Annotated in this window: 20 protein-coding genes and 1 riboswitch; of the genes, 17 read left to right on the forward strand and 3 right to left on the reverse strand. The window is 53.5% G+C overall.

Annotated elements, in window-relative coordinates:
- Positions 1-370: 370 nt before the first annotated feature.
- Genes HUU59_04255 through HUU59_04275 form a run of 5 tightly spaced genes read left to right on the forward strand, consistent with a single transcriptional unit; the run spans position 371 to position 9,554 of the window.
- On the forward strand, positions 371-3,508 hold the full coding sequence (locus HUU59_04255; GenBank protein ID NUO18640.1) for a TonB-dependent receptor: 3,138 nt from the start codon (positions 371-373) through the stop codon (positions 3,506-3,508).
- 15 nt (positions 3,509-3,523) lie between these two features.
- Positions 3,524-5,848, forward strand: a complete 2,325-nt coding sequence (locus HUU59_04260; protein NUO18641.1) for a hypothetical protein — start codon at positions 3,524-3,526, stop codon at positions 5,846-5,848.
- A gap of 19 nt (positions 5,849-5,867) precedes the next feature.
- On the forward strand, positions 5,868-6,767 hold the full coding sequence (locus HUU59_04265) for a hypothetical protein (protein NUO18642.1): 900 nt from the start codon (positions 5,868-5,870) through the stop codon (positions 6,765-6,767).
- The gene (locus tag HUU59_04270; protein NUO18643.1) at positions 6,764-7,801 is read left to right on the forward strand and encodes a PorV/PorQ family protein; all 1,038 of its coding nucleotides are present in this window, start codon (positions 6,764-6,766) and stop codon (positions 7,799-7,801) included. Before HUU59_04265 ends, HUU59_04270 begins: the two co-directional genes overlap by 4 nt.
- Before the next feature lie 10 nt (positions 7,802-7,811).
- A complete protein-coding gene (locus tag HUU59_04275; protein ID NUO18644.1) occupies positions 7,812-9,554 on the forward strand; it encodes a hypothetical protein in 1,743 nt (580 codons plus the stop codon).
- 84 nt (positions 9,555-9,638) lie between these two features.
- Here HUU59_04275 and HUU59_04280 read toward each other — a convergent pair whose 3' ends face one another.
- The gene (locus HUU59_04280; protein ID NUO18645.1) at positions 9,639-11,036 is read right to left on the reverse strand and encodes a sodium:solute symporter family protein; all 1,398 of its coding nucleotides are present in this window, start codon (positions 11,034-11,036) and stop codon (positions 9,639-9,641) included.
- Positions 11,036-13,486 (reverse strand): TonB-dependent receptor, encoded by a 2,451-nt coding sequence (locus tag HUU59_04285; GenBank protein ID NUO18646.1) that lies wholly within the window; start codon positions 13,484-13,486, stop codon positions 11,036-11,038. The genes HUU59_04280 and HUU59_04285 overlap by 1 nt, the downstream gene beginning before the upstream one ends.
- 81 nt (positions 13,487-13,567) lie before the next feature.
- Positions 13,568-13,673: riboswitch (TPP riboswitch) on the reverse strand.
- Positions 13,674-13,837: 164 nt separating this feature from the next.
- On the opposite strand from HUU59_04285, the gene HUU59_04290 reads away from it, so the two are divergent.
- The 7 genes from HUU59_04290 to HUU59_04320 are packed head-to-tail and all read left to right on the forward strand — an operon-like array spanning position 13,838 to position 19,932.
- Positions 13,838-14,317: an Rrf2 family transcriptional regulator gene (locus tag HUU59_04290; protein NUO18647.1), complete on the forward strand. Its 480-nt coding sequence runs from the start codon at positions 13,838-13,840 to the stop codon at positions 14,315-14,317.
- Between the two features lie 47 nt (positions 14,318-14,364).
- The gene (gene sufC / locus HUU59_04295; protein ID NUO18648.1) at positions 14,365-15,156 is read left to right on the forward strand and encodes a Fe-S cluster assembly ATPase SufC; all 792 of its coding nucleotides are present in this window, start codon (positions 14,365-14,367) and stop codon (positions 15,154-15,156) included.
- Between the two features lie 6 nt (positions 15,157-15,162).
- Positions 15,163-15,744 carry a hypothetical protein gene (locus HUU59_04300; GenBank protein ID NUO18649.1) on the forward strand — a complete coding sequence of 194 codons (582 nt, stop codon included), beginning with the start codon at positions 15,163-15,165 and terminating at the stop codon, positions 15,742-15,744.
- Positions 15,741-16,493 (forward strand): hypothetical protein, encoded by a 753-nt coding sequence (locus HUU59_04305; GenBank protein NUO18650.1) that lies wholly within the window; start codon positions 15,741-15,743, stop codon positions 16,491-16,493. The genes HUU59_04300 and HUU59_04305 overlap by 4 nt, the downstream gene beginning before the upstream one ends.
- 5 nt (positions 16,494-16,498) lie before the next feature.
- Positions 16,499-17,275 (forward strand): hypothetical protein, encoded by a 777-nt coding sequence (locus HUU59_04310; protein NUO18651.1) that lies wholly within the window; start codon positions 16,499-16,501, stop codon positions 17,273-17,275.
- A 40-nt stretch (positions 17,276-17,315) separates the two neighbouring features.
- A complete protein-coding gene (gene sufB, locus HUU59_04315; GenBank protein ID NUO18652.1) occupies positions 17,316-18,725 on the forward strand; it encodes a Fe-S cluster assembly protein SufB in 1,410 nt (469 codons plus the stop codon).
- Entirely contained in the window at positions 18,718-19,932 is a 1,215-nt protein-coding gene (locus tag HUU59_04320; GenBank protein ID NUO18653.1) for a SufD family Fe-S cluster assembly protein, read from the forward strand. Before sufB ends, HUU59_04320 begins: the two co-directional genes overlap by 8 nt.
- 84 nt (positions 19,933-20,016) lie before the next feature.
- On the opposite strand, the gene HUU59_04325 is transcribed toward HUU59_04320, so the two are convergent.
- Positions 20,017-20,598, reverse strand: coding sequence for a hypothetical protein (locus HUU59_04325; protein ID NUO18654.1), 582 nt, complete (start codon positions 20,596-20,598; stop codon positions 20,017-20,019).
- A gap of 94 nt (positions 20,599-20,692) precedes the next feature.
- Between HUU59_04325 and HUU59_04330 the strand changes: the two genes are divergently transcribed.
- The 5 genes from HUU59_04330 (at position 20,693) to HUU59_04350 (ending at position 25,130) form a co-directional block, all read left to right on the forward strand.
- Positions 20,693-21,040, forward strand: a complete 348-nt coding sequence (locus tag HUU59_04330) for a non-heme iron oxygenase ferredoxin subunit (GenBank protein ID NUO18655.1) — start codon at positions 20,693-20,695, stop codon at positions 21,038-21,040.
- 5 nt (positions 21,041-21,045) lie between these two features.
- A complete protein-coding gene (sufS, locus tag HUU59_04335; protein ID NUO18656.1) occupies positions 21,046-22,260 on the forward strand; it encodes a SufS family cysteine desulfurase in 1,215 nt (404 codons plus the stop codon).
- Positions 22,257-22,679 carry an SUF system NifU family Fe-S cluster assembly protein gene (locus tag HUU59_04340; protein NUO18657.1) on the forward strand — a complete coding sequence of 141 codons (423 nt, stop codon included), beginning with the start codon at positions 22,257-22,259 and terminating at the stop codon, positions 22,677-22,679. The genes sufS and HUU59_04340 overlap by 4 nt, the downstream gene beginning before the upstream one ends.
- 171 nt (positions 22,680-22,850) lie before the next feature.
- Positions 22,851-23,951: a prephenate dehydrogenase/arogenate dehydrogenase family protein gene (locus HUU59_04345; GenBank protein NUO18658.1), complete on the forward strand. Its 1,101-nt coding sequence runs from the start codon at positions 22,851-22,853 to the stop codon at positions 23,949-23,951.
- 150 nt (positions 23,952-24,101) lie between these two features.
- Complete coding sequence (locus HUU59_04350) at positions 24,102-25,130, forward strand: prephenate dehydrogenase/arogenate dehydrogenase family protein (GenBank protein NUO18659.1); 1,029 nt, start codon at positions 24,102-24,104, stop codon at positions 25,128-25,130.
- Positions 25,131-25,317 lie beyond the last annotated feature (187 nt).

Raw genomic sequence — 25,317 nt, forward strand, 5'->3', positions numbered from 1 at the left:
TCTTTCAGGGGCGCTTTTCTTTGCTCGCCTCATTGCGGTCTCAATCAAGAGTCTGAACCGGAGTTACTACTCCTCAAATCCAAAAAACTGCCTCGTAATATGTTGAATAATGTGGAATTATAATTTATTGCCGTTATGCTCCTTTGGCACTTACATGGGAAAAATCCGATATTAAATTCTTTATAAAATACGTCTTAATCTCTTGACTCCGCGATGTATCCGTTGTATTATTGAAATGGTCCCGGCTGCCGTGCGCTGCACCCTAATCGCTTCGTTCACCGAAGTGAAAGGAACAGTCACGGCTTTTTGTTTTACATTCTCTTTTCTTAATCCCGGAACAAACGGGAGCAACGTCTCCCGGAGGTGCCTGATGATCAAACCCTTTCCGATTTTCAAATGGATCATCCTGCTGGTTTGCGTCTCAGTTGGTTTTGGCCAAGGCGTTGGCAAACTCTCTGGCGTCATCACTGATGCCGGTACGGGTGAGCCGATCCCCGGTGCCAATATCGCCATCGAAGGAACCACTCGCGGCGCAACTACGAACATTGACGGTGAGTTCTTCATACTCAATATTCCGATTGGTACATACGATGTCCGCGTGTCCACAATCGGGTACGAGAGTCAGCTTGTTCGCGGTGTAGCAGTTGCATCCGAGCAAACCACGGAACTCAACTTGAGGCTGGCCGAAACCGTCTTGACGGGTGAAGAGGTGGTTGTCACTGCGGTCAGGGACGTTATCAAGCGAGATGTTGCCAATACGGTTCGAACGGTGGACACGCGTGAAATTACCGAGCTTCCGGTCACGCAGTTCTCTGATGCTCTCTCCCGGCAGGCCGGCGTGGTCGGCAGTGGAACAAATCTCCACATCCGTGGGGGGCGCCGCGATGAAATCCTCTTCCTGGTTGACGGGCTTGCTGTGCGCGACCCTCAGTTTCAGCGCCGGTACATGCAGGTGCCAAAATCGGCCATTGGCGAAATGCAGGTCATGACCGCCGGTTTCAGTGCGGAATACGGAGAGGCACAGTCTGCCGTAGTTAATCTCGTGACCAAAGAGGGCGAACCTAAGTACTCCGGCCACATCGAGCACGTGATGGACATGGAGGGCTTTGGGGGAGGCAAGTTTGATGACCTCGGTACGGATATTTCGCAGGGCTTGCCGCATCAGGACTCCGACCGCAAACAAGGGTATCAGGACTACGATTATACGGAAATCTCGATTTCCGGACCTGAGCCGATCACCGATCGGTTCTTGCCACAACTTGGCGTTGAAGTCCCTGGACGGATGTCCTTCTTTGGTTCGGGTACATTCTGGAGTCGTAATGCCAACGAGTTCGGTACGATCATTGGTGGCGACAAGTGGTTCCGCCCGCAAGTGTCCGATCTGTTCGGCTCTGATGTCAGAAAGGCTGAAGTTTATAACAATACCAACCTGAAGCTGACTTACGACCCGGAACGGAATTTCAAGATTAGCGCAAGTTGGATGGACAATCAAGAAAGATTGAATCCCTATTGGTATCGTTTGTCTCAACGCTTCCCCTACGATTTCCCGCTCGACGAACAGACATTGGGCATGCATGCGCTTGCCTCGATTCAAGGGCTTGCTTCAGATGCCGATGACTATCGCCAATGGACCTATCAGGATTTGAACGGCGACGGCGTCATGGATGATGCGGACCGCCAGCTTGCCGATGATGATGGCGATGGAAGGATGGATGAAGAGGCGCTGAATTGGGTGGATGATGATGGTGACGGTTTAATCGATGAAGACCTTCAGTCGTATGTATACAATCCCGAGAATCACGTCCGGACGGAACTGATTCGCGACCAGCAAATGTATCTTACGTTGAATCACAACCTGAATCCAAGGACGTTCCAGACCTTCAAGATTGGCATTTATGATGCGTCGCGCACGTTAGCCGGTGGAGGCAAAGCCGCAAACGAATACGGAGTTGCCAGCGAACCCTACGTAGATCTCCCCGGTCCCGACGGAACACTGAATGGCCGCTATGACGCCGGTGAACCGTTTACCGACAGGGACGGCGATGGAATGTGGGACTACAACAATCCCGGCAATGCCTATCCGAGTATTAACGGATTCCATATCGCCGGTGACGGCCTCGCCGGAAATAGTCAGCAGCTTGTTCCCGATTGGGCACAATTCGAATCCCAAACCTACACGTTCAAGTGGGATGTGACATCGCAGGTCCATCCGCGCCATCAGGCCAAAGGTGGAATCGAATATAACTACTACAATGTTGCTGCCGAAGACAGGCCCTATGCCACTATTGACAATCGCGGTGAGGGAATCTACACTGATGTTTATCGCTATTACCCCTCTTCCGGCGCATTGTATCTGCAGGACAAAATGGAATATCGGGATATCATCATTAACGCCGGATTGCGTCTGGATTACTGGCGCATCGGAGGAGAGTCAATACGTTCTCCTCGTGCGGACGACCCCACGCTCGCGAACTTTGTGGACTATGACCCGCCGAGCAGGAATGGCGATTACTACCTCTCTCCGCGGCTGGGAATCGCATACAGCGTCACCGAACGCGACGTCTTTCATTTTAACTACGGTTACTTCTATCAGCGCGGAAGACAGGACTACTATCTGACCGGTGTCAATCAACTGCAGACCGGTGGAACACCGATCATCGGGAACCCTGATCTCGAACCTTCCAAGACCATCGCCTACGAACTTGGCGTCAGACACCAGTTCGCAAACGACTTTCTGCTTGATGTATCCACGTACTACAAGGACATCAAGAACTGGATTCAAACCGCGTCTCAAAATCAACTCTTCTTTGATCTGGGCATTCCGCTTGCCAGCCGGCAAAATGCGGCAATTTATTACAACGCTGACTATGCCTCCGTCCGCGGGTTTGAGTTCAACCTGACCAAGGATTACGGTTCATATCTTTCCGGACGGTTGACCTACACCTTGTCATGGGCAAGCGGCAAAAACTCCTATGACATAGGTTCTGAAGTTACGCGCTCCAACTACACGGAACCTGCAGGCGAGACTCCGCTGGCATGGGATAGGCGCCACCAGATAGTATTCAATCTCGGAACCAACTACCCCCTGAAAGGCAAACCCTTCACAGCCGAGTGGATCAGGACAGGCTGGACGATAAATTGGCTTTCGCAATTCCTCTCCGGACTTCCATATACTCCGACACAAGTCAACGGCAGTAACATCGAAGGACAGGAGTTTTCAAAAAACTCGCCCTGGACCTACACGACCGATGTGAACATTGGCCGTCACTTCCGCATGGGCGGATTGAACTGTCAGGCGCTCTTTGAAGTGCGCAATCTGTTTAACGCCAGGAATGTTCTGGGATGGGACAGAAATCAGGACACGATTGACACGTACAACGGCGGCGAGCCGGGTTACATAAACGATAGCTCCAGCCCGAACTATGGTCTGAATCCGAAAGCGGGCGCAAACCCCGACGCATGGGACAACCCGCGTCAGGTTCGCCTTGGACTTGCGGTGGACTTCTAAAGGAAAGAACCGCATATGAAGAAATTCACTCACATTTTTGCACTCTCCATTCTCTTCGTTTGCCTCGTGACTCAAGAGTCCGATGCCAGAAGAGTCGTGGAAACTCGCGGTCCGGATAGAAGTCGTCTGAATGAAATAGATCCCGGTGCTCGGCCCGACGTCATTCAGCATGACATTGGCAACGTGTTCTTTACAATCGCCAATTACGGTCAAGCCGGAAATCCCGACAACATCCCCGGATTCGTGGGAATGGAATTCCCCATCAACAGTGGGAATGACTTCCTGTTTTCGGCTGGCGTCTGGGTGGGAGCGATTGCCAACGGTAACAGGCTTGTCAGTACCGCTACCGACGGGGATAACGGTACCGGCGAATTCTATCCCCGCAATATTGTCGCCTCACCTTTCTCGAACACCGCCTCCAATCCCGATTGGCACATCACGTCGAAGACGATTGACAGATTCGGTGACCGTTTCATGACGTTCGGAGCAAAAGACTTTGACGAGGACGGAGATTGGGACATTTCAACCGATGACTGGGATGGCAATCAACGCGCATCGAAGAACTTCGACGGCGGTCGGGGTCTCATTGGCTTTGACGATGATAATGACGGCCAGGTGGACGAGGAAATTGTCAATGGCCAGGATGATGATGCCGATGGGGATATTGACGAAGACACGGATATTTCTGGAGACAGCAATAGTGACGGCAACTGCAACTACGATCCCGAACCGCACATTGACGAAGACCCTGCCGGAGACATGGCCCGCGATTTCACGGACAATGACTTTGACGGCCTCGTAGATGCCGAGGACTCGGACAACGACGGAGATTGCTGCCCAGGCCTTCTGGACGACGACGGTGATGGATTCGAAGACGAGGATGGAAATGCCCGCGGCGCGCAGGAATACTATGCCGTGTTCATGGACGACATTCAGGACGAATTCGTGTCAAGCCCGGACGTGGACGGCCACACTCCGCTTGGCATCGTCGTTACACAGCGTACATACGCGTTCCCGGAAGCCTACGCCGGTGACTTCATTCTGCTTGACTACAGAATTCGCAATGTCAGCCCGCTCGCCCTGCGCAATGTATTCATCGGAATGTTTGCCGACCCGGACATCCGTGCGCAAGGTGAACCCGGCGACGCCGCGTCGCTGGACGACTTCAATTATTACGACCCGGAGCGCTTGATGGCCGTGCACTTTGACGACGTGGAAGACGATGACGGGCCGGGCCCGGGCGTGTTTGCAATGCGAGTAGTCAAAACTCCGGTCGCTCTCGATCAACTTCGCGTATCGTTCCGAAACTTCGATCGCGGCTCCGGCGGAGACCCTGAAACAAACGCCGACAAGTACGACATGATGTCTTCAGGCGACATCGATCCCCTCAGCCCTGAGGCCGGGGACTGGCGCATGTTGATTTGCTTCGGCGCCGAAGCCACGGATGGCTTTACGATTCGCCCGGGTGAGACCCTCCCCATAACGCTTGCCTACATTGCCGGTGATGATACAGCAGACATCGGCGTCAACGCGGAGTGGGCTTTGGCAATGTACTTGAATGACTTTCAAGGTCCTTCAGCGCCCGATGCTCCGGAATACGCGATTGATGTTTATGAAGACCGTGTAAGAATTCGCTGGAAACCCAATGCCGAGCTGTCCGTAGACGCTATCACAGGCGAATCGGATTTCGAAGGCTACCGGATTGAGCGCCGCACCGGACAGATTGACTGGCAGCGACTCGTCGAATATGACGTAATTGACACACTTCCCGGCGAATTCCAGTGGCAAAATTTCAATTACGGCATGCCGGAGGACACCATTCACTATCCCGACGGAACGTTTGAATATGTTTATTGGGATATGAATCTGATTCCCGGTCAAACCTATGAGTATGTCGTCCGCGCGTTTGACAAGGGTGTATTTGGCGCAGGCGTGCTGGAATCAGGACGAACCGGCAACACAAGGTCTGTCACCATCGCGGCTCAGGCCGGAAGTGGAACTACTTCGGCTGACTTGTCGAAAGTGTACGTCTACCCGAATCCGTACAAGGGCAGTCACGCCGGTGAAAAAACTCCTATTTCCACTCCCGCCGGTCTTGAGTTTAGACGGCAACTGATGTTCCGGGGTCTGCCCGCTAACACTGAACCCGGAAAGTGTCTCATTCGCATCTTCTCGCTAAGTGGTGACTATCTCGCGTCATTGGATCATCATAACGGCAGCGAGCAGACCAGTTGGGACCTTCGCACGCGTAATGACCAGGAAATCGTCAGCGGTATCTACTATTTCACTGTGGAATACGGCGGCGACATCTATTTGGACAAATTTGTCGTCATCAAGTAAACCACAAGGAGAAACAATGATGACGAGAACACTTACACTGATTCTGTTGGTCGCAATCGGAGCCGTCGTTTTCTCGTGCTCTGATCCTCGCTCCGCTCCGGCAACCGCCCCGGAGGCGTCACATACCGAAACCGTGACGCTTTGGGTCGATGCGCCGTCAAACGGTGAAGTTATCAGCGCCAACTTTGAAGTAAAACAGCCGCTGGCGGAAATTGACCGCCCTGGGGTGGATGCACCCGCGCGTCTCACCGTGGCGGCTTATATTCAGCCTGATGCCGACATTGCATGGTACGAACGGATCGTAAACGATTCCATACCGGCATGGAATGAGCACTTCATACGCTATTTGATTGCTATAGAAGGGCAGCAGGGTATTATTGACTCTGTTGCGGCCGTTCGCGCGTTGTGTGACACCGTTCCTGAGGAGTGTCCGGATGACACGAGCGGACTGATTCCTGCAGAGCAAGCCGCGCTTGAATTGCGCGCGGTCTATCAGGACTCCGTGAGTGCCGGACAGGCCGATACCACACGGCTTGGTGCAAATCGCGACTCACTTGGTGTCGTCCTCGATGACCGCTACACGCTTGCCTTATGGATGGACAGCGATACTACGACCGCCTACCCCGAGGGGTTGATGGATTCACTGGGCAACATTGGCGGGCAGGAATTCTATCTTGCCGCGACAAATTCGGCGACTGGACTGAAGGGACGAAGCTTTGCCTTGGACTTGGCACAATTCGAAGCAGCGGATTTGCGAAACCCCGGTCGTCCTATCGAAATAAACTGGACCACATGCTTCATTGGTTCGACTCGCCCGTGTATGTCCGTGGGCACACATACCCTTCACGCTCGCGCAACCGGAGCAACGACTAAAATTACCGCCGCAATCATATTGGTCTATGCGGAGGAACTGCAATGAGAAAAATCTGCCTCCTTCTATTTGCGATATTTGTGTTGCATTTGTTTCCGCCTGGATCTCTCGCGCTCGAAAAAGTGGGAACGACTTCAATGCAAGTGTTGAAACTCCCCATGGGAGTTCGCGGCATTGGCATGGGCAACGCGATGGTCTCCGCTGTCTCGGGTGCGGAAGCGGTTTGGTGGAATCCCGGCTCGCTGACGACTGTCACAGAAAATCAGTTCCAGCTGTCGCAGATAAACCTGCCAGCGGATATTCAATGTAACGGCATCGCCTTCGCGCGGCCGTGGGGCGAGTATGGTGCAATGTCCGTGCATGTCATCAATCTCTTTACAGATGACATGCCCGTACGTACCATTGATGCTCCCGGCGGAACCGGAGAATTCTTCAATGCCTATGATTTCGTGCTCGGTGCGTCATACGCGCAGAAATTGACGGACAAATTCTCATTAGGCGGCCAACTTCGTTATCTGCGCAGTTCGCTTGAGGAACACAGCTACGACGGCTTCAGCGTTGACCTCGGAACTGTGTATCAAACGGGTCTCCGCTCACTTCGCCTCGGCATGGCAATTCAGAACCTCGGACCTGAAGTCAAATACTCCGGCGAGTTTCTCGACTACCGTGAAGCAGGGCTGAACAGTGATTCCGTTCCCGGAGCCGAGGAGTTTGAAGGCGCATCCCTGCCCACTATGTTCAGGCTGGGTGTCTCCTTTGACGTATGGGAAATGCTGAAAATGACCAAGTCGGCGAATCACTCTGGCATTTTCGCGGTTGAGATGGATCATCCGAACGACAACAAGGAGCGCCTCGGCTTCGGAGGTGAATATGCCTATCAGAAGACACTCTTCCTTCGTGCGGGTGGAAAATTCGGCTATGACGAAGAAAGCTTCTCGCTCGGTTTCGGTTTGCAATTCGATGTCATGAATGAGTATGCTTTGAACTTCGATTACGGCTATTCCCACTGGAACCGAATCTCCGAAGCCGCCGACGGCTTCATGGACCAACCCCACCGATTCTCGGTGGCCTTTGCATGGTAGGAGCAAACACATGAAAACCATGACAAAGATTCCTATGCTTGTTGTGCTGGCACTCATGTTCGCAAGCTGTGGTGTCAACGACCCCGGCTCACCGCTTGCCAACCAACCGCCGGAAACCGCAATAACATCCGCTCCCCAAAATGGAACCACCGTCAACCACTTTCTCTCTCTCCATTGGTCTGGTAATGACGGCGACGGACAGATAGCCGGCTTCAACATGTTCATTGACGGCAATCTCGTGAGTTACACGACGCGCACGGACAGCGCAATATCATTCGCGTCACCCGCTACCGGTGAAGTCGTCTCACATACTTTCTCGATTCAGGCCGTTGATAATGATGGTGCTGTGGATCCGACCCCCCCCGAAATTCAGTTCTACACGAGCAACACGGCGCCTGTCTGTATTTTCTCTGCTGACAATATTGTGCGTCCCAATCAGAATGTCGGACAAGGGTTCAGTATCAAACTCGAGGCCGAAGACGCCAATCGGTCTGGAATCTGGTTTACGTTAAGCCTTGATGACACAATGAGCTGGACGGAATGGACGCAGGATTCCATCTTCTTGTTCGCGGATTTGTCACTTGGCTCGTTTGACGAAGGCGTCGTTGCGCTCGACCACGCCGTTCTCACCGCCGGACCTCACACCATGTATGCTCGTTGCCGCGACTCTGGAATGGCACAATCGCCGATAGTTTCTCGCACGGTGAATGTCAGCTTAGGCAACCGTCCCGTGATGGGTGAAGTCATTGTCCGCTACAATTCTGGCGCCGCTTCAGACAGTCTCTATCCGGATGGATCAATCTATCGCAAGAACAATGCGGAGCTCGTTGTTGCATACGAAGCGACGGCGTTCGCCTATCGCGGACTGATCCATTCCTATCGCTATCGGGACCCGGCTGGAACATGGTCAGACTGGGCTGCTGAGCCCTCTCTCATTCAAACAGACCTGCCGACCGGTGCATACGAATACGGCTTTCAGGCTCGTGACATGGCGGGTGAGCTCTCCGATACGGCCACAATCTTTATTCGCCTCCTTGAGCAGTCTCTTACGGACTCAATCATCATCATTGATGAGACCCGTGATGGAAACGGTGCGCCGTCGCTGCCGTCCGATCAACAGGTTGACGACTTCTACTACGCTCTCGTTGAAGGCTATAACTTCCGCGAGATTGACCTTTCCGACCGTTCAACCGGCCTGATTACCGCTCTCGACCTGTCAAACAGTGGCCTGATTCTGTGGTACGCGGATGACTGGTCAACCTATCAATTCGATGACAACCGGCGCATTCTGACAGAGTACATGCAGCGTGGGGGACGAATGATTGTAAGCGGGTGGAACATCATGGGCGCGTTTTCGCTGAATTCTTTCGAAGAATACGGCGGCTCTGATTTCCAATATCGCTTTATGCGTGCGTTTACTGCCGAGCGTGATCCGGCAACAATCCAGCAGTCAACAGGTTTCACCGGCGAAAACGGTTTCCCCGATGTCTCCGTGGACGAAACCAAGATATTGCCCTCTTGGAACGGCGCAATTAATCGCGTATGGACATTTGAACCACGCGGAGAGTGCACCATTATTGGCAGGCTCAATACTCTGAATCCTGACTACTTCCAAAACGGCGAAGTTGTTGCTTATTACTATGACTTGAGTTTCCGCGTCGCTGTTTTTGGAATTCCGCTGTACTTCATTCAGCAGGTGCAAGCTGAGGAACTTTTCGACGTGCTGATGCCCCGCATGATGACTGGCTTGTAACCTTAGACGAGAGGGACCACGCCAAAAAAACGAACCCGCCAAGTAATTGGCGGGTTTGTCATTATCGGGAACTTAAGTGACTCATCAAGCTCGGTTCGCTTGCAGTCTTCTCCAGTAGGAAGGGAGGACGATGCATATGCTGACCAACAGTCCCACGAATATTGGTTCAATACCCAGCCAGTAGCCGCCATCAGATGTCCAAAACCCCGACAATCTCCAGAAAAGTGCGGCGCATCCGGCAACAAGCATACTCGCAACCACACTGGATTCCCGCGGCGGATGCTTTGAAAACCACGCAAACAGAGCAGGCAGGAGCAACGCCGGAGCCGTCACCGACCCGACTGCATGCCAAAGGGATATCACGGACTCTGAGAACCACGCCAGGAGCAGGGCGCATAATAGCCCCAACGCCGCTCCGGTCTTGAGCAAGCGCAGCACAGCGCTCATGCTCTGCTCGCGGCCCCGCGCGATGACGTCTCTGCCAAGTGCAGCTCCCGCGATAAACGTATAACTATCTATCGTCGAGGCCACGGTCGCAATCAACGCTGCAAGAAACAACCCGAATAGACCTGCTGGCAAAACCTTAGCTGCAAGCTCCGGAAATGCGAACACCGGAGAGTCGATGCTTCCCAGCAGCGCGCGGGCATACAATCCGGTCGCCGTCGTCATGAAATCGAAAACGGCCCAGAAGGCAACGGCAATAACAATTCCCGGTAGGACCATTTTCTCCGACCTTGCAGCGAAAGACCGCTCATAGAATAGCGGTTCAACAAGTGTCGTTGAAGCGATGACATACCAAACAAGCACGGCTCCTATTGCCTGTCCGCCCGTGGGTGAAAGCAATTCCGGTGTCAAATTGCTTCGCACGAACTCCAACCCTCCGTAGTGAAAATACAGAACGGCCACCATGACCGCGAACCCCAAATACATCAAGACGAATTGTATTAAATCCGTCTTAACAACGCTTACCAATCCTCCCCTGAAAAGATAAACGGTCGAGATTGCTGCGCCTGCCAAAAGCGATACATGATACGACCACCCGCACATCCATTCGATGAGCTTGCCCAGCATGAGAAGATAGGCAGCGGGCATTGCCGTCAGAAATATGATTCCACCGCAAATGCGCGCCGCTTGAGTCCCGTACACTCGTTGAAATCTGTCAGGCAGGGACAAAAGTTCAGACATGCGTGCTCGTCGGGCAAGAAATATTGCGAAAACAAGCGCGTACAAATAGTAGGGGACTCCGAACACGAACCAATTCGACAGTCCGTAATTGTAGGAATACTCGCTTACCCCCAGAATCCCGCCGTACCACGAAGTCACCAGCGACATCACAAACGCCGGCATGGATAACTTGCGGCCCGCGATGATATAATTTGCAAATTCGCCCTCACGCCGCCACAGGCCGGCAATCAGCACAACCGCAATCGAGAGCACCACGATCGCAATGTCAGCCCCGGATGCCTGAGCCAATCCGCCCATTAGAGTTCAACCGCAAGTGTGGTGTAAATCGCTCTCGGAGCGCCAACAATATACGTTGGGCCGTATCCCACGGTCTCGTATTCGCTGTCAAGTATATTGTTAATCCGAATCCGGATTTCCGCAAGCGGAACGTTTCCCGGAACGTTTCTGAACTCGTAACTGAAATCCGCGTGCAGCAGTGTGTAGCCCTCAATCGCCGTTTCCTCGTTCTCGCTGTTGTCAGTATATTGCTTGCCCGCAAAGCGTGCACCGATTGATGCGGCAAATCGGCCTTGAACGCGCTCAATCTGGACGTTAGCCAGATACTCCGGGTCCTGTCCGATTCTGTTTCCGTCGCGCGAAGTTGGTTCAAATGTGTTCCAATCAACTTCCGAGTAATTCACAAAGCGGTGGTCTGCGAGCGCAAGGTTGCCGGATAGCGTCAGATGGTCAAGTGGTTCGATGGCGCCGACAACCTCGACCCCTTGATGCCTCACCTTGTCCGCGTTTGCCGACAGCAAGTTGCCCAGATCGTCAAGTTGCCCGTTGTCTGTCACAATGGCGTCTGTCAGCTCCATCCTGTAATAATTTACGCCAAGATGCGCGTGTTTCCATTGTCCGATGCAGCCGACTTCCAGGTTAAACAGCTTCTCATCTTCAAGCATCGGCCCGATATACGCTCCGCCGTCTGGACCGTCGGCGAATCGATGCGGTGTCACAAAAGGTGAGGAATAAAAGTCCTGCGCGTTATACAAATCCCTGAACGCCGGCTCTCGTTGGGCAAAAGATGCGTTCGCGTAGGCGATAGTCAATGGCTTGCGCGCGCCTCCCTCCAGTAATCTGTAGTTCAAGCCGGCTCGCGGCGTGAAAGCGGAGAAAGTCTTCTCCAAGGTGACGTCCCAAATCTTGTCATCCTTCATCTCATAGCGTTGAGTCTTGAATTGTAAATCCGCCATGATCCGCAGCGGATCACTCACTTGAAACAGATTGTGAATGTAACCGGCATAAACCTGCTTGCCCACGCGATAATCGTAGTAGTGCTGCTCCGGACTTGCCCCCTGCGGCACAATCGACGACCATCGTACAGTTCCCTCGTGCCGGGCATTGTGCAGCCTCACTTCCGCACCCAGCACGCTTTGTCCCCACTTGTGCTTCCAGGTTGCGCGGGGAATCCAACCTCCATCAAGCTCTGTGATGTTTCTCCGGCGGAGCACATCTGCTGCCACAGAGTCCGCCGGAAACGTGTAATAGTACTGGCCTAAATCCTGTCCGGTGCGGAACTGGTCGTAATATCCGTCGCCCTTGAAAATATAGATCGAGTTGTCAACCGTCAGATTATCCCGCGCTCGCCACTCGTCATGCAGCTCATAATGAGGCTGAAAGAAATTGTCAATCTCACCCGCGAACATGAACGGATTGTGCCGGCGATCCTTGTCCTTGTTTCCGGTCACCTCTCCGTCCAGATACTCCTTCGTAACACCTTCGTATGCCAAGTGCGTCTTCTCCGGCCCGCCGTAGAAAATTATTCGTGTGGTATGTTTCGACGAAAATCTGGTCGACGCAAGATAGTAACTCCATGCCTTCACCCACGAACCGTATCGATAGCCGTCGGAGTCCATCCTTGAAAGTCGCCCGGCAAACCCGAACCGTTGACCGACTCGACCCGACGTGAACTGCAGGCTCGCCCTGCGCGTGTTCCAGGTTCCGTACATCGTCTCCGCGCGCAGCGTGGGTTTATCACCCAAACCCGGCGTCCGGGTGACAAGATTGATGGACCCGCCCAGCGATGCTGCGCCATAGAGTGAACTGCCGATTCCCCGCTGCACTTGAATGTCTTGCACGTCTTCCGCGAAGTCCGGTAGGTCTATCCAAAAGACCTCGTGGGATTCCGCGTCGTTCAGCGGCACTCCGTTGAGGTATACGCCGACGCGATTCTGACTGAATCCTCGCAATCTCAAATACGAATACCCGAATCCATTCCCGCCGTCGGAATACGTGTTGATACTGGGTAGCTGCGTGAATAACTGTGGCAAATCCTGTCCATAACTGCTCCGCTCGACCTCTTCGCTGTTCAGGTTCGAAAAGGTGACCGGATAGTCTGACGTGGCTCTGGACGTGGTTACATTCACGTCATCGAGTTCATAGCGCGGTGCGTCGGAAAACGAGTCCTCACCGCTGGCACGGAACGGTTTCAACTCAACATTGAACTCGGTTTGCTCGGCATCTGCCAGCACGACAAGCGCTGAATAAGGTGCAAAGCCGTCCTTTGATACCTTCACGACAACACTCTGTGCCTCAAACGCCCTTGTCGTGTAACGTCCGAATCTGTCGCTGACAGTCGCGGAGTCCAAGTCAATTTCAATGACCGCGCCTTCGATTCCCTTACCGTTAGACCAGTCCGTAACCCGCCCCGTCAGCGCCGACGCGCCGTAGGCCGCTGCAGAAATCAGCAGGATGAACAAATACCTCATGTGAATTCCTCCAAAACGAAAAACCGCAGCCCGTTGTTTGAACGGCTGCGGTCCTATCACTATGAGTTGCGCGGGGCACCTCGGTCTGACCGTACCGTTTCCTTCGCCGGCATTATCCGGATCAGGTTCGAGGGACTCTCTCAGGCCGCTTCCGGATTCCTCCGTGCGACCACCCCTACGGCTGCACCCACAAATAACAAAAACCCTCCGAGGAAGTCAAGACTTCCACTCCTCTTCGCGCAATGTTTCACAATCTTAATCTCAATTATATGTGACTTATAGCACTTGACACACGCTTAGATTCCTCTTATATTCTAATCTGACTACGAAAGTCATATTTAGGAAAAACCTATGTTAATCTCACTTCAAGCCGACTACGCCCTTCGCATGCTGATGTTCGTCGCTCGCGGTCATGCCGATGGCAAAACGTTCGTTACCCGCGACATCGCCGAACAACAGCACATTCCACGTGTCTTTTTGACGAAAATTGTGGCATACCTATCAAGCGAAGGACTGCTTGAAACTCACCGCGGGAAGGGTGGAGGCATTGCTTTAGGACGCAAGCCTGAAGAAATCAATATGTTGGAAGTAATCGAGGCCTTCGAAGGAAGTCTTGCTTTCAACGAATGCACCACTGACCCGGCAGCCTGCGTCATGTCTCAGGAATGCACCGTCCGTCATGTCTGGAAAGAGGCTGAAGATCACCTCCGCGCCTTCTTCCGCGGCAAGACTCTGGCTGACCTCTTGGAAATCGAGCGCAAGCAGTATTTCACCCAGCTCCAGCCGATTTTCCACAGCAATTCCAAGGAAGTTCCGGTCAACGCCGGATAGCGGCCGGAGGCCAGCCTGTGGTGGGGGCGTCTCTCGCGCCGCCTCCGATGTCTATTCCCTTTTTTGAAAAAACTTTCTCTATAGGAGCATCATTGAATCAGCTTGAAATTCGTGACCTTCATGTCGCCGTGGAAGGCAAGGAAATCCTCAAAGGGCTAAACCTTACAGTTCCCGTCGGCGAGGTGCATGCGATCATGGGACCCAACGGCAGCGGCAAGTCGACACTTTCCGCCGCGATCATGGGGCACCCGAAATACGAAGTGACTGGCGGCGAAGTCATCTGGAAAGGCGAAAGCCTGCTCGAACTCGAGCCTGATGAACGCGCCAAACGCGGACTCTTCCTTGCCTTCCAGTATCCGCAGGAAATCTACGGCGTGTCGGTAAACAACTTCCTTCGCTTGGCCATGACCGAGCGCTTCGGACAGACTCCAAGCTTCAAGGAGTTTGATGCCGAAATGAAAAAGTGGCTTAAACTTCTCGATATTCGCCCGGAGTTCACAAAGCGATACTTGAATGAAGGTTTTTCCGGCGGTGAAAAAAAGCGTAACGAGATTCTCCAGATGGGAATGCTTAAGCCCGAAATGGCCATCATGGACGAAACCGATTCCGGACTCGATATTGACGCATTGAAAATTGTTTCGCAAGGTGTCAACAGCATGCGCGGACCGAATTTCGGCGCATTGGTGATTACGCACTATCAACGTCTGCTGAATTACATCGTTCCCGATGTTGTCCATATTCTCGTGGATGGCCGTATTGTCAAGTCTGGCGATAAGACACTTGCAGAACATCTTGAATCAGAAGGCTACGACTGGATTAAGTCGGAAGTCGCTGCCTGAGAAGTCGTGACCGTCGTCACCGGCGACATTGTCTCCCATGTCCGGGCTGCTCTGGGCTTTGAACTTGGGCTCACGGAAAGCGGTCGTCCGAAAATTCTCGGACCTGCGCTCGGAAAACCGAAATGGCCGCACAAACTAGCTCATCATCGCACGGTTGCCGTAGACACGACTCCGACTGCCGACGGCGAGTTTTGGCCGACCCCTCGATTCGAAATTCTGATAGCCAATCTCGACGCTGTTGGAATTTCGGTCATCCAAATTGGTGACGCCACCTCCGAACGGCTGGCGCGCGCAAATCATCACTATCGAAAACTCGCGAATCCCGAACGCGCCGGAGTGATTGCAAATTGCCTGCTGTGGATTGGAATGAACACACCGTGGCGATTTGTCGCTGCGGCGCTCGATAAGCCGCAAATCGTTATTGCGTCCGCGCAGTCGCATATTGAGCCGCGTTGGAAGGACACCTACGTTGTTGATGCGTCTTCGCACGCCCCTGAAAGCAAGACACTCGGTCCCATTTCGGTCACTGCCGTTGCGGCGGCCGTTACCAGTGCCTTAAAGCAACTTGGAGCAACTCCCTCGACGTGAGTGAACTCGGAACGCGCTTCGGCAGTCCCGGGGCAAAAATCCGCTATTGGCTGAATGCTCGCCGCTTCAAAGAAGATCGACGGCATACGATTGTCGTCACGCATTGCGGCAAATTGGGAGACTTCATCGCCTGCCTGCCCGTTGCATCGTGGCTCTACAAGACTCGCGGTCAGAAAATTCACTTTGTTCTCGCGCGCGGTTTCACGCTCTTTGAACAAACCCGATCGCTGCTCATGCTTCAAGAGATGACGGACGCGGTGACGTTGGCGGACTTTCCGGTTTCCGATTGGGAGAAGGGCGGACAGCCCTATAAACATAATCCCAATCAATTCGGTGTCACCGCTCCGGAATACTACAACTTCGGATTCCGCCGGACTCCTCGCTGCTTCGTCCCCGAATATGTCGCGGGGGAACACGGCTTGGGGTATGACAAGGACTTCAAATTGTCTCTGGGGCAGGTTGAAAGGTCGAATGAAGTTTTGATGAGCGACAGTTTCATGTCAGTGGAAATCCCGAACGCACAGGTCATTGATCATTCACAGGATGTCTTGACAAACGCACGCCGCATGGCCGCCGCGCGTGAATCTCACGTCTGCCAATCCGGACTCTTCCATGTGCTGGATTGGGCGGGCGTCAAGCCAACTTTTGTTTACATCTATCCGCATTCGGCGAACATCCATCTTTTTACGAATCGCCTTTCGGAACACAATATAAAGTACATTGATCGCGTCGTCAGACCGCGACCCTGACACGAATGCCCGGTTATATTGTTCATAGCGGCTGGTGGTGCGACGGCTCAGGACTGCATCCCGGCGCGACCAAGCGTTCCGACCCGCGGATTCGTTCGCAATTGTTCTTTGACGTTTGGTACGAATTTGTCACACGCTACACCAAACCGTCTAAGATACTCGTCGTTGACTCGGCCAGTCCGGTGCGGCCGGAACTTGAAGGGAAGAACCTCGAGTTCTTAAGTATGACACGGAATTTTCTGCACGGCATGGCCTGTGACACAAAGTACGGCGGCTGGACGCGCGCCTTCTTCACCGGAGCGTTCTATGCGTTGATGAACGATGCCGAGTACTCCGTATTCATCGAGCAGGATTGCCTTTGCGTCGGCGACGGAATCATCGAGACCGCCATTGACAACATGGGCGGCAAACGAATCTCATTCTCCATCGGTGGTCCGAATTTTTCAGACCAAAGCCTGACTATCCTGCGCCGTGATTACATCATGGAGTTCGCGCAGGCGTTCTTTGCGATCCCCTTCGACGACCGCGAGATGGACACGGAAACGAAATTCATCGCAATCGCCAAGGATCACAACTCACTGGTCGAACTTCCGTTCGGATACGGCCGCAATCGGCCCATTAATTTCAAAGACAAAATGTTCAGCGCGCAGCAGTGGCGGCCTGATGAACTCGCCCGGCTCTTCTACAAGACCGATTCGCCTGCTCTGCGCACGATGATTGATTATGACAACAACTTCGGCCTGCAACTCGACCGTCTGGTTCGTAAAGTCACCGGACGGTAACTTCGACAATTGATTTTCACTTTCACTTTCACATATTCCAATGCCTGAATCCAAAGAATTCACACTCGACCTCGACAACTACGAACGCTTCGGCTTTTCCATGCCGGAGAAAAACGTGATTAAGCTCCCAAAAGGTTTGTCCAAGGAGGTCGTGCACGAAATCTCGCGTTACAAAAACGAGCCCGAGTGGATGTTGAATCTCCGTCTGAAAGGTCTCGACTACTTCTATAAGAAACCGCTGCCTCAGTGGGGACCCGACCTTTCCACAATCGACTGGGATGACATTCACTACTACATCAAGCCTTCCGACAAAGTTGAGCACGATTGGGACGCCGTTCCCAAAGAGATTCGCGAAACCTACGACAAACTCGGAATTCCTGAAGCGGAAAAGAAGTTTCTTGCCGGAGTCGGTGCCCAATACGAAAGCGAAGTCGTCTATCATTCCTTGCAGGAGCAGTGGAGCAAACAGGGAGTTGTCTTTCTTGATACCGATACGGGCTTGAAGGAATATCCCGACCTCTACAAAGAGTACTTCAGCAAGTGCATTCCCGCGGGGGATAACAAACTCGCGGCGCTCAACACCGCGGTCTGGTCGGGCGGCAGTTTCATCTACGTCCCCAAAGGCGTGCATGTAACGATTCCGCTTCAGGCCTATTTCCGCATCAATGCCAAAAACTCCGGTCAGTTCGAGCGCACCTTGATTATCTGCGATGAAGGCGCGAACGTGCACTATGTCGAAGGCTGCACCGCCCCCGTCTATTCGAGCGACTCGCTTCACTCCGCAGTCGTGGAAATCTACTGCAAGAAGAATTCCCGCGTGCGCTATACCACGATTCAGAACTGGTCAAAGAACGTCTATAACCTCGTGACCAAGCGCGCCATTGCCGAAGAAGGTGCGACGATGGAGTGGGTGGACTGCAACATCGGTTCAAAAATCACGATGAAGTATCCGTCCGTCTATCTCATGGGACGCGGTGCCAAGGCTGACATTCTCTCTGTCGCCTATGCCGGTCCCGGCATGCACACGGAAGCCGGCGCAAAGGTCATTCACCGCGCTCCCGATACGACTAGCGTCGTCATTTCAAAGTCAATCTCGCGCGGCGGCGGCAGAACTTCTTATCGCGGCTTGGTAGAAGTTGCGAAAGGAGCAACCAATAGCAAGAGCAGCGTCGGCTGCGATGCGCTTCTGCTCGATGACCACAGCCGCAGCGATACCTATCCTTACATGAACATTCAGGAAGACCGCGTCGAACTGGGACACGAGGCCACCGTGTCGAAAATCGGTGACGAGCAGGTCTTCTATCTCCAGAGTCGCGGCATCTCAGAAGAAGAGGCCATGACCATGATTGTCCGCGGTTTCATCGAACCGGTGGTGAAGGAATTGCCGATGGAATACGCCCTCGAAATGAATCGTCTTATCCAACTCCAGATGGAGGGATCCGTTGGCTGAGACCCGCACTCAAAAACTGCAAATGAGCTATCTCGAAAAAATCTCCGCCGGTCACGCGCTCTTTACACCTGATGACCGTGCACACTTTCTTTCTCAGGCGCGCACCTCTTCAACTCCCGCGAAGGATGTCGAAGAGTGGCGCAAGAATGACGCCGATGCTTTTCCGTGGAGTAATGTCGAATCCGCGAGTGACTCGACCCGTTTTGAATCCTCCATCAATGTCCGCAGCGGCCTGACTCCCGATGCGCTGGTGGCGACGCCGAACGACCGCGAGCTCTTTCGCTCGATGCTGGATGTCGAGGATGCGGACACGGACGCCAAGTTCCTCCACTATCACCGTGCTTTAACAGCTCAACCTGTCTGCCTCCGTGTGCCGGCCAACACAACCGGCGTTGTCATTGATTTATCACATCGTCACACCGGCGGAGGACTTGCGGCGCCTGCGACTTTGGTTGTCGTTGAGCGCGGTGCGGAAGCCGTTATCTTCGACCGTTGGCACACCGACAGTAAGGACGCACCCGTCATCGGCCGCACCGAAATTCTGGTGAAGCAAGGCGCTCGCCTGCACTATGTCCATGACGAGCAGATTCCGGTGAACTCCGCGATGTATCGAACCGGCCGCATCCGCGTTGAGCGGGATGGATACCTGAATTGGTGCGCATTCACGACCGGTGGCGCATGGCACGTCGCCAAGCTTCGCATTGACCTCCTCGGTGTCAACACCGAATGTCATCTGAGCGGACTCTTCAGCGGTCACGGCAGTGCGAATGCCGAGCATCGTACCCATCAGCATCACGGCACACCAAACGGATTTTCCAATCTTCTCTTCAAGACGCTGCTCGCCGGACAGGCGCATTCAATCTATCAGGGCATCATCACCGTACCGCAGATCGCGCAGAAGACGGACGCGTATCAAACCTGCCGCAATCTGATGCTCGATCCCGGAACGCATGCCGATGCCATTCCCAAACTCGAAATCATTGCTGATGACGTCAAGTGCAGCCATGGTGCATCCATCGGCACGCTGAATAAGGAACAGCTCTTTTATTTGCAAACTCGTGGACTCAACTATCGTGAGGCATTGACCGCCATTGGAATGGGGTTCGGCGAAGAGGTGATTCAGACGGTTCCGGAGTCTCTCGAGGATGTCCGGCAAAGTTGGCGCGAACGGGTTGCGCAGACTGTCGGTCGCGCATCGGGACACTGACAAAACCACAAACGCCCCGGTGCAGCATCAGCACGGGGCGTTCCCTTTATTGCGGGCTGTATATGTCCCGCTAAATCTGGTGTGTCAGTTTCGTTGTGTCAGGCGCCGTCCGATGATGTAACGTGAAAAGTGCAGCACTTTGCATTCAATCCAGCCGTTGTCCGGATTGACCCACGTGTCAAGCTCTTCAAATCGTCCGGTGTCCGGGTTGTAATAGTAATATGCAACATCCGCGGCAAACGTGTTCTCTGGTAACTCAATCACCGTTGAGTCAATCCAGAAGAGCACCGAATCCGCGAACTGCATCCCGTTTGGACCGTATTCCAACTGTGAATACGTCGCGTCTTTTACTATGATATCGCATTCCACATCGGGATGCGATCCAAGACAGCCGGGATAGACGAACAAACCGGCCATATCTTCAATTTCGACATGAGTCGTGTCAACGTTCGTTACCCAGAGAGCCGCCCTGTAGTTTGCGGCAGCAGCGCGCGCGCGGCCTGAATCGCTCCACCAGAAGAACTCCGCGCCGTCGCCCGGCCCGGCTTCAAGCATGTCCGGTGTGGGCTCCGCAGGATAGCCCGCACTCTCATTGTTATCTTCGCTGTCACAGCCAATGGCCAAAAGAACCATCAGGCACAAAGGCAGCATGTATAAACGGCTCATTTACACCACTCACATCTGTTGATTGTTGTCCTTGCTTACCCTAATGGCAAACAATGGACCACAATGACAAATATGACATTGTCACTCTAAAATCATGAATCAAGAAACACAATTAGTCAAGATCTGTTCTGTCTCCGACCTGCCTCGCAATGGCGGAAAGGGATTTCAAGTCGGTTCACTCGAACTCGCAATTTTTCAATCGGACGGTAAACTTTATGCCACTGACGATTTGTGCTCGCACGAAGATGAATACCTGAGCGACGGGTGGCTCGAAGGCAACTGCATTGAATGTCCCCGGCACGGTGCACGCTTCTCACTTGATACCGGCGAAGCTCTCTCGCTGCCGGCCACGGAACCCATTCAGGTATTCGGAGTAGAACGGAAAGGCGATGACATCTACGTCGCCATTCCGGTGAAATATCTGCAAACGGAGGGAGCGTGAGTTCCATTCTGGGACGGGACGTCCGCAAGGATTTCCCCATATTGAACGTGAAGGTCAACGGCAAGCCGTTGGTCTATCTCGATAGTGCCGCAAGTTCGCAAAAACCGAACGAAGTGATGACCGCATACTGCAAGTTCTGCGAGTCGCGCTACGCCAACGTTCACCGCGGCATCCATACACTCGGTGAGGCCGCGACGGGGGATTACGAAGCCGCTCGTAGGGCGATTGCCGCTTTTATCAAGGCACCGGCGCTTGAAGGTGTGATATTCACTCGCGGGACGACCGAGTCCATAAACCTGGTTGCGCATTCCTTCGGCAGCAAGTTTATCAAGCACGGACAGGCGATCGTTCTGACTCCGATGGAGCACCACGCTAACTTGATTCCGTGGCAGCAGGTGGCGAAATCCGTCGGTGCGGAGCTGCGCTTCATTCCGATAAAGAGTGATGGAACTCTTGACCTTGCGGAAGCGCGCAAACTGATTGACCATAAAACAGCGCTTGTTGCCGTGACACATGTCTCAAACGTGCTCGGAACAATTAACCCCGTCGGTGAACTTGTGCAATTGGCGCATAAGGTTGGCGCGAAAATTCTAATTGACGGCGCGCAGTCTGTTCCTCATATGCCCGTGAACTTGAGCGAATTGAATGCGGACTTTTACGCATTCTCCGCGCACAAAATGCTCGGCCCGACCGGCATTGGCGTGCTCTACGGCAGACCGGAAATTCTCGATGACATGGAGCCGTATATGACCGGCGGCGAAATGATTCGGGAAGTCTTTCTTGACCACGCGACATGGAACAAGTTGCCCTATAAGTTCGAAGCCGGAACCCCCGCCATTGCGGAAGCGGTAAGCCTGACCGCTGCCGTTGCCTATCTCGAGGAAATCGGGATGGACAGAATCGAGCAATTCGACCAGCATCTCACCATGCACGCTCTCGAAAAGCTTTCGGCTGAGCCCAAGTTGCAAATCTACGGTCCGCGAACTTTTCGCGGCGGTGTGGTGTCCTTCAATGTGCCGGGCGTTCATCCCCACGACCTTGCGGCTTTGCTTGACCGCGAAGGAGTGGCAATTCGCGCCGGCCACCATTGCTGCCAGCCGCTCATGCGCTGGCTGGGTGTACAGGCAACCGCGCGTGCCAGCGTTTACTTGTACAATACCCTTGACGACATCGACCAATTGGTAGCTGCCGTTCGTACGGCACGGGCGATACTCGCATGACCGACCTGTACAGCGATATCCTGCTGGATCACTATAAACTGCCGCGCAACAAGGGCAAGCTTGCCGAAGAGACCCATTCGATGGAGGGCAAGAACCCGCTCTGCGGTGACGAACTGATTCTGCATTTGAAGCTCGTGGATGACAGGATTGCCGACATCTCTTTTGAAGGCAACGGCTGTGCGATTTCGATGGCAAGCGCTTCGATGTTGACGGAAGACTTGAAGGGACGCACGATTGCCGAAGTTCAAAAAAGAATCGAGCAATTTCGCAGTTTCATCCGCGAGGGCAAGGTACCGGACGGCGAACCCATGGACGACATGACTTCCCTTGCCGGCGTCGCACAATTGCCGGTGCGTGTCAAATGTGCCACCCTGCCTTGGACCACCATGGAAGAGGCACTGAAATCGATTCCTGAATAAGCCCCTGCTTTTCGCTAAAAGCCCCGTCTTGGGGCTTTTTTGTGCCCGAGAAGACCCAAAAGAGGGTCATTTTGAATTGCATTAGGTTATAGAGAACGCTATATTCCCCATTGTTCTCATCTGGCCTGGAATTTGCGCAACTCATTGCATTATGCGCTTTTAAGGGCTGTTATGAACCACCAATTATCGGACCTGCGAAAAATTTGCCTCCTCGGAATTAATCCGGTAACTTCTGCATTTGCCGCCGCCCTGAAAAATTCGGGTTTTCGGGGAGAACTGTTTGGCGTAGATAGCGAAAAGATCGTCAAGGACGCTTGGGGCAAGACGGTCATCACGGACGGAAGTACAAGCCTTGACGAAGGGCTTAAGAACAGCGACCTCGTCGCTCTTGGTGAATCAAAACATCTCCCCGAAGATACCTTTGCATTTGCCGTGGACCGGGCGGCATCGGACGCGGTGATGTTGGACATGATTTCGAATCGTCACCGGCTTGACCGTTCAATTGCGGTTGCAGCGCGACGGGATTTGCACTACATCGGATTTCATATTGAGCCGACGCTTGGAACGACGGCCGATTGCAGTGCAAACATACGCGCTTTCTTCAGCGGCAAAACGGTTTTGCTGACGCCGCAGTTCAAGTCCGATATTCCGGCAGCAGAAATGCTGACGACAGTTTTTGTCGCGTGTGGTGCAAGTGTGCACTCCATGAATCAGGACAAATTCGACGAGCGGCATGCTCAGTTTGACTTGGTATCCGATGTCTTGAAGTTTCTGGAACTGGAGACAATCTTGCGAAACTGCCGGCCGGAGCAGGTGGTGACTCAGCATTTGGAAAGCCGGATAAGTCAACAGCTTGACTACTGTTCGGATTCGCGCAAATCGGAATGGTTGAAAGAACTTGCTGATAATCGCTCGGAAGTTATCAAGGTGCTCTCCACGATTGAAGCAACCGTCGGGAATCTGCGCACAAATCTGCTGATTGGTTCACTGGACGAGCATGTCGCTTCCGTGATTCAGGCCGGGCGCGCGCTGCTGTCGAAAGCGGTGAGCAGCGAAGGGCCGGAACTGATCGTTAATACTGGCGACAGCCCGCGAGTGATGCAGGCGATTGCGACCGCCATGGCGGAAGCGCGGATCGCGATTGACCGGATTGAACGGCTGACTGAGCGCGGTGACGGTTATTTCAAATTGAGGCTGCTCTCATTGGATGAGCGGGCGCGCGCCGAGAGTGTGTTGCGAACCGCAGGAATAGAAACAGAACAAACGGATTGAATTGGAGATTGTTCTACGGAACAGGCACATTCCCCCGCCACGGATCTCGTCGAACTGACGCTTCCTGATCCACTTGAATTATTTCGGAACGATTTCAACAAAGTCGCCTTGCTCGGAGTGGGGCTGATTGGCGGCTCTATTGGCTTAAAATTGAAGGCGATGCAATTCACCGGCACGGTGGTTGGTTATGACCGTGAGGAGGTGCTGCAGGAAGCCATCATGCGCGGCGCGATTGATCAGGGTGTCGGTGACATTTCTGAAGCGATTGCCGGTGCGGAGTTAGTAATACTTGCGATGTCGGCGGACGAAGTTGCGAAGGTCTTGCCGACGATTTTGCGGACGGCACTGGCGGGCGCCGTCGTGACGGACACGGCCGGTGCGAAAGAAGAGATTATGTCGATTGCGCGCGGCGTCGAAGATGCTCGCGCGATTTTTATTGGCGGACATCCGTTGGCCGGAAGTCAGCGGCAGGGAATCGCCAATGCACATCCTGAGTTGTTCGCGAGCGCCTATTGGCTTCTGACTCCGCCTGACGACGTGCCGATGGACAAGCTGACCGCATTCAAGTGGTGGATCCGCACATTGGGTGCTTATCCGATTGTGCTACAGTCGGATGTCCATGATAAGATAATCGCTTCGACGACGCACATGCCGCTGATTTTCGCCTTAGCTCTGACCGATTGGCTGGCCAACGAGAGCCGGGATCTTCCGCTGCTGCAGAAGATAGCGACGGGACATTTTCAGCAGATGACGGCGATGGCGGCGCTTCCGCTTGGCGCGTGGGAATCGGTGCTGGCTGCCAATCGTGAACAGGTGCTTGAGTCATTAAAGAAATTTCGCAAGCACTTCGACGATGTGGAAGCCTTATTCAAGTCAGGTGAGCTGGAAGCGGTTTGGCAGCGAGCGTATTCATTTCAGAGGAAGCTGGCGCGCGAACGTCCGGGCGATTGGGACTCGCAGTCGGAGTTAACGGTCATTGCACCGGATCGACCGGGAGTTTTAGCGGCCATCGCGGGGCTTCTGGCGGAGCATGACATAAACATACGTGACATAGGGGTTTTGCACAGCCGCGAACGGCAAGGAGGCATGTTGCGTGTGACATTGGAGTCGCTTGCGGATTCACGGAATGCTATTCAGATCTTGAAATTGCACGGGTACACGGCAATGCGCCGCGATTAACCGAATGCTTTGACCTTTCACCCAGCGTGAATGCTGGACATGTTACATTATGCGGTCTCGAAGATTTTCGGGGCCGCTTTTTATTGCCTTGGATTCGGCGGTGTCCGCTGCTGTTGTAGTGATCTCTTTCCCCGTGGGTAGTTGAGTGATTTACTCAAGCGGACAAGTTGCTTGCTGACGTTCCGGG

This window comes from bacterium (assembly GCA_013360195.1).
In the GTDB taxonomy this organism is placed as follows: Bacteria; Electryoneota; RPQS01; order RPQS01; family RPQS01; genus JABWCQ01.

Coding starts and splice junctions, on each gene's coding strand:
- HUU59_04255 (NUO18640.1), top strand. CDS start 371: ATGATCAAACCCTTTCCGATTTTCAAATGGATCATCCTGCTGGTTTGC.
- HUU59_04260 (NUO18641.1), top strand. CDS start 3,524: ATGAAGAAATTCACTCACATTTTTGCACTCTCCATTCTCTTCGTTTGC.
- HUU59_04265 (NUO18642.1), top strand. CDS start 5,868: ATGACGAGAACACTTACACTGATTCTGTTGGTCGCAATCGGAGCCGTC.
- HUU59_04270 (NUO18643.1), top strand. CDS start 6,764: ATGAGAAAAATCTGCCTCCTTCTATTTGCGATATTTGTGTTGCATTTG.
- HUU59_04275 (NUO18644.1), top strand. CDS start 7,812: ATGAAAACCATGACAAAGATTCCTATGCTTGTTGTGCTGGCACTCATG.
- HUU59_04280 (NUO18645.1), bottom strand. CDS start 11,036: ATGGGCGGATTGGCTCAGGCATCCGGGGCTGACATTGCGATCGTGGTG.
- HUU59_04285 (NUO18646.1), bottom strand. CDS start 13,486: ATGAGGTATTTGTTCATCCTGCTGATTTCTGCAGCGGCCTACGGCGCG.
- HUU59_04290 (NUO18647.1), top strand. CDS start 13,838: ATGTTAATCTCACTTCAAGCCGACTACGCCCTTCGCATGCTGATGTTC.
- sufC (NUO18648.1), top strand. CDS start 14,365: ATGTCTATTCCCTTTTTTGAAAAAACTTTCTCTATAGGAGCATCATTG.
- HUU59_04310 (NUO18651.1), top strand. CDS start 16,499: ATGCCCGGTTATATTGTTCATAGCGGCTGGTGGTGCGACGGCTCAGGA.
- sufB (NUO18652.1), top strand. CDS start 17,316: ATGCCTGAATCCAAAGAATTCACACTCGACCTCGACAACTACGAACGC.
- HUU59_04325 (NUO18654.1), bottom strand. CDS start 20,598: ATGAGCCGTTTATACATGCTGCCTTTGTGCCTGATGGTTCTTTTGGCC.
- HUU59_04330 (NUO18655.1), top strand. CDS start 20,693: ATGAATCAAGAAACACAATTAGTCAAGATCTGTTCTGTCTCCGACCTG.
- HUU59_04340 (NUO18657.1), top strand. CDS start 22,257: ATGACCGACCTGTACAGCGATATCCTGCTGGATCACTATAAACTGCCG.
- HUU59_04345 (NUO18658.1), top strand. CDS start 22,851: ATGAACCACCAATTATCGGACCTGCGAAAAATTTGCCTCCTCGGAATT.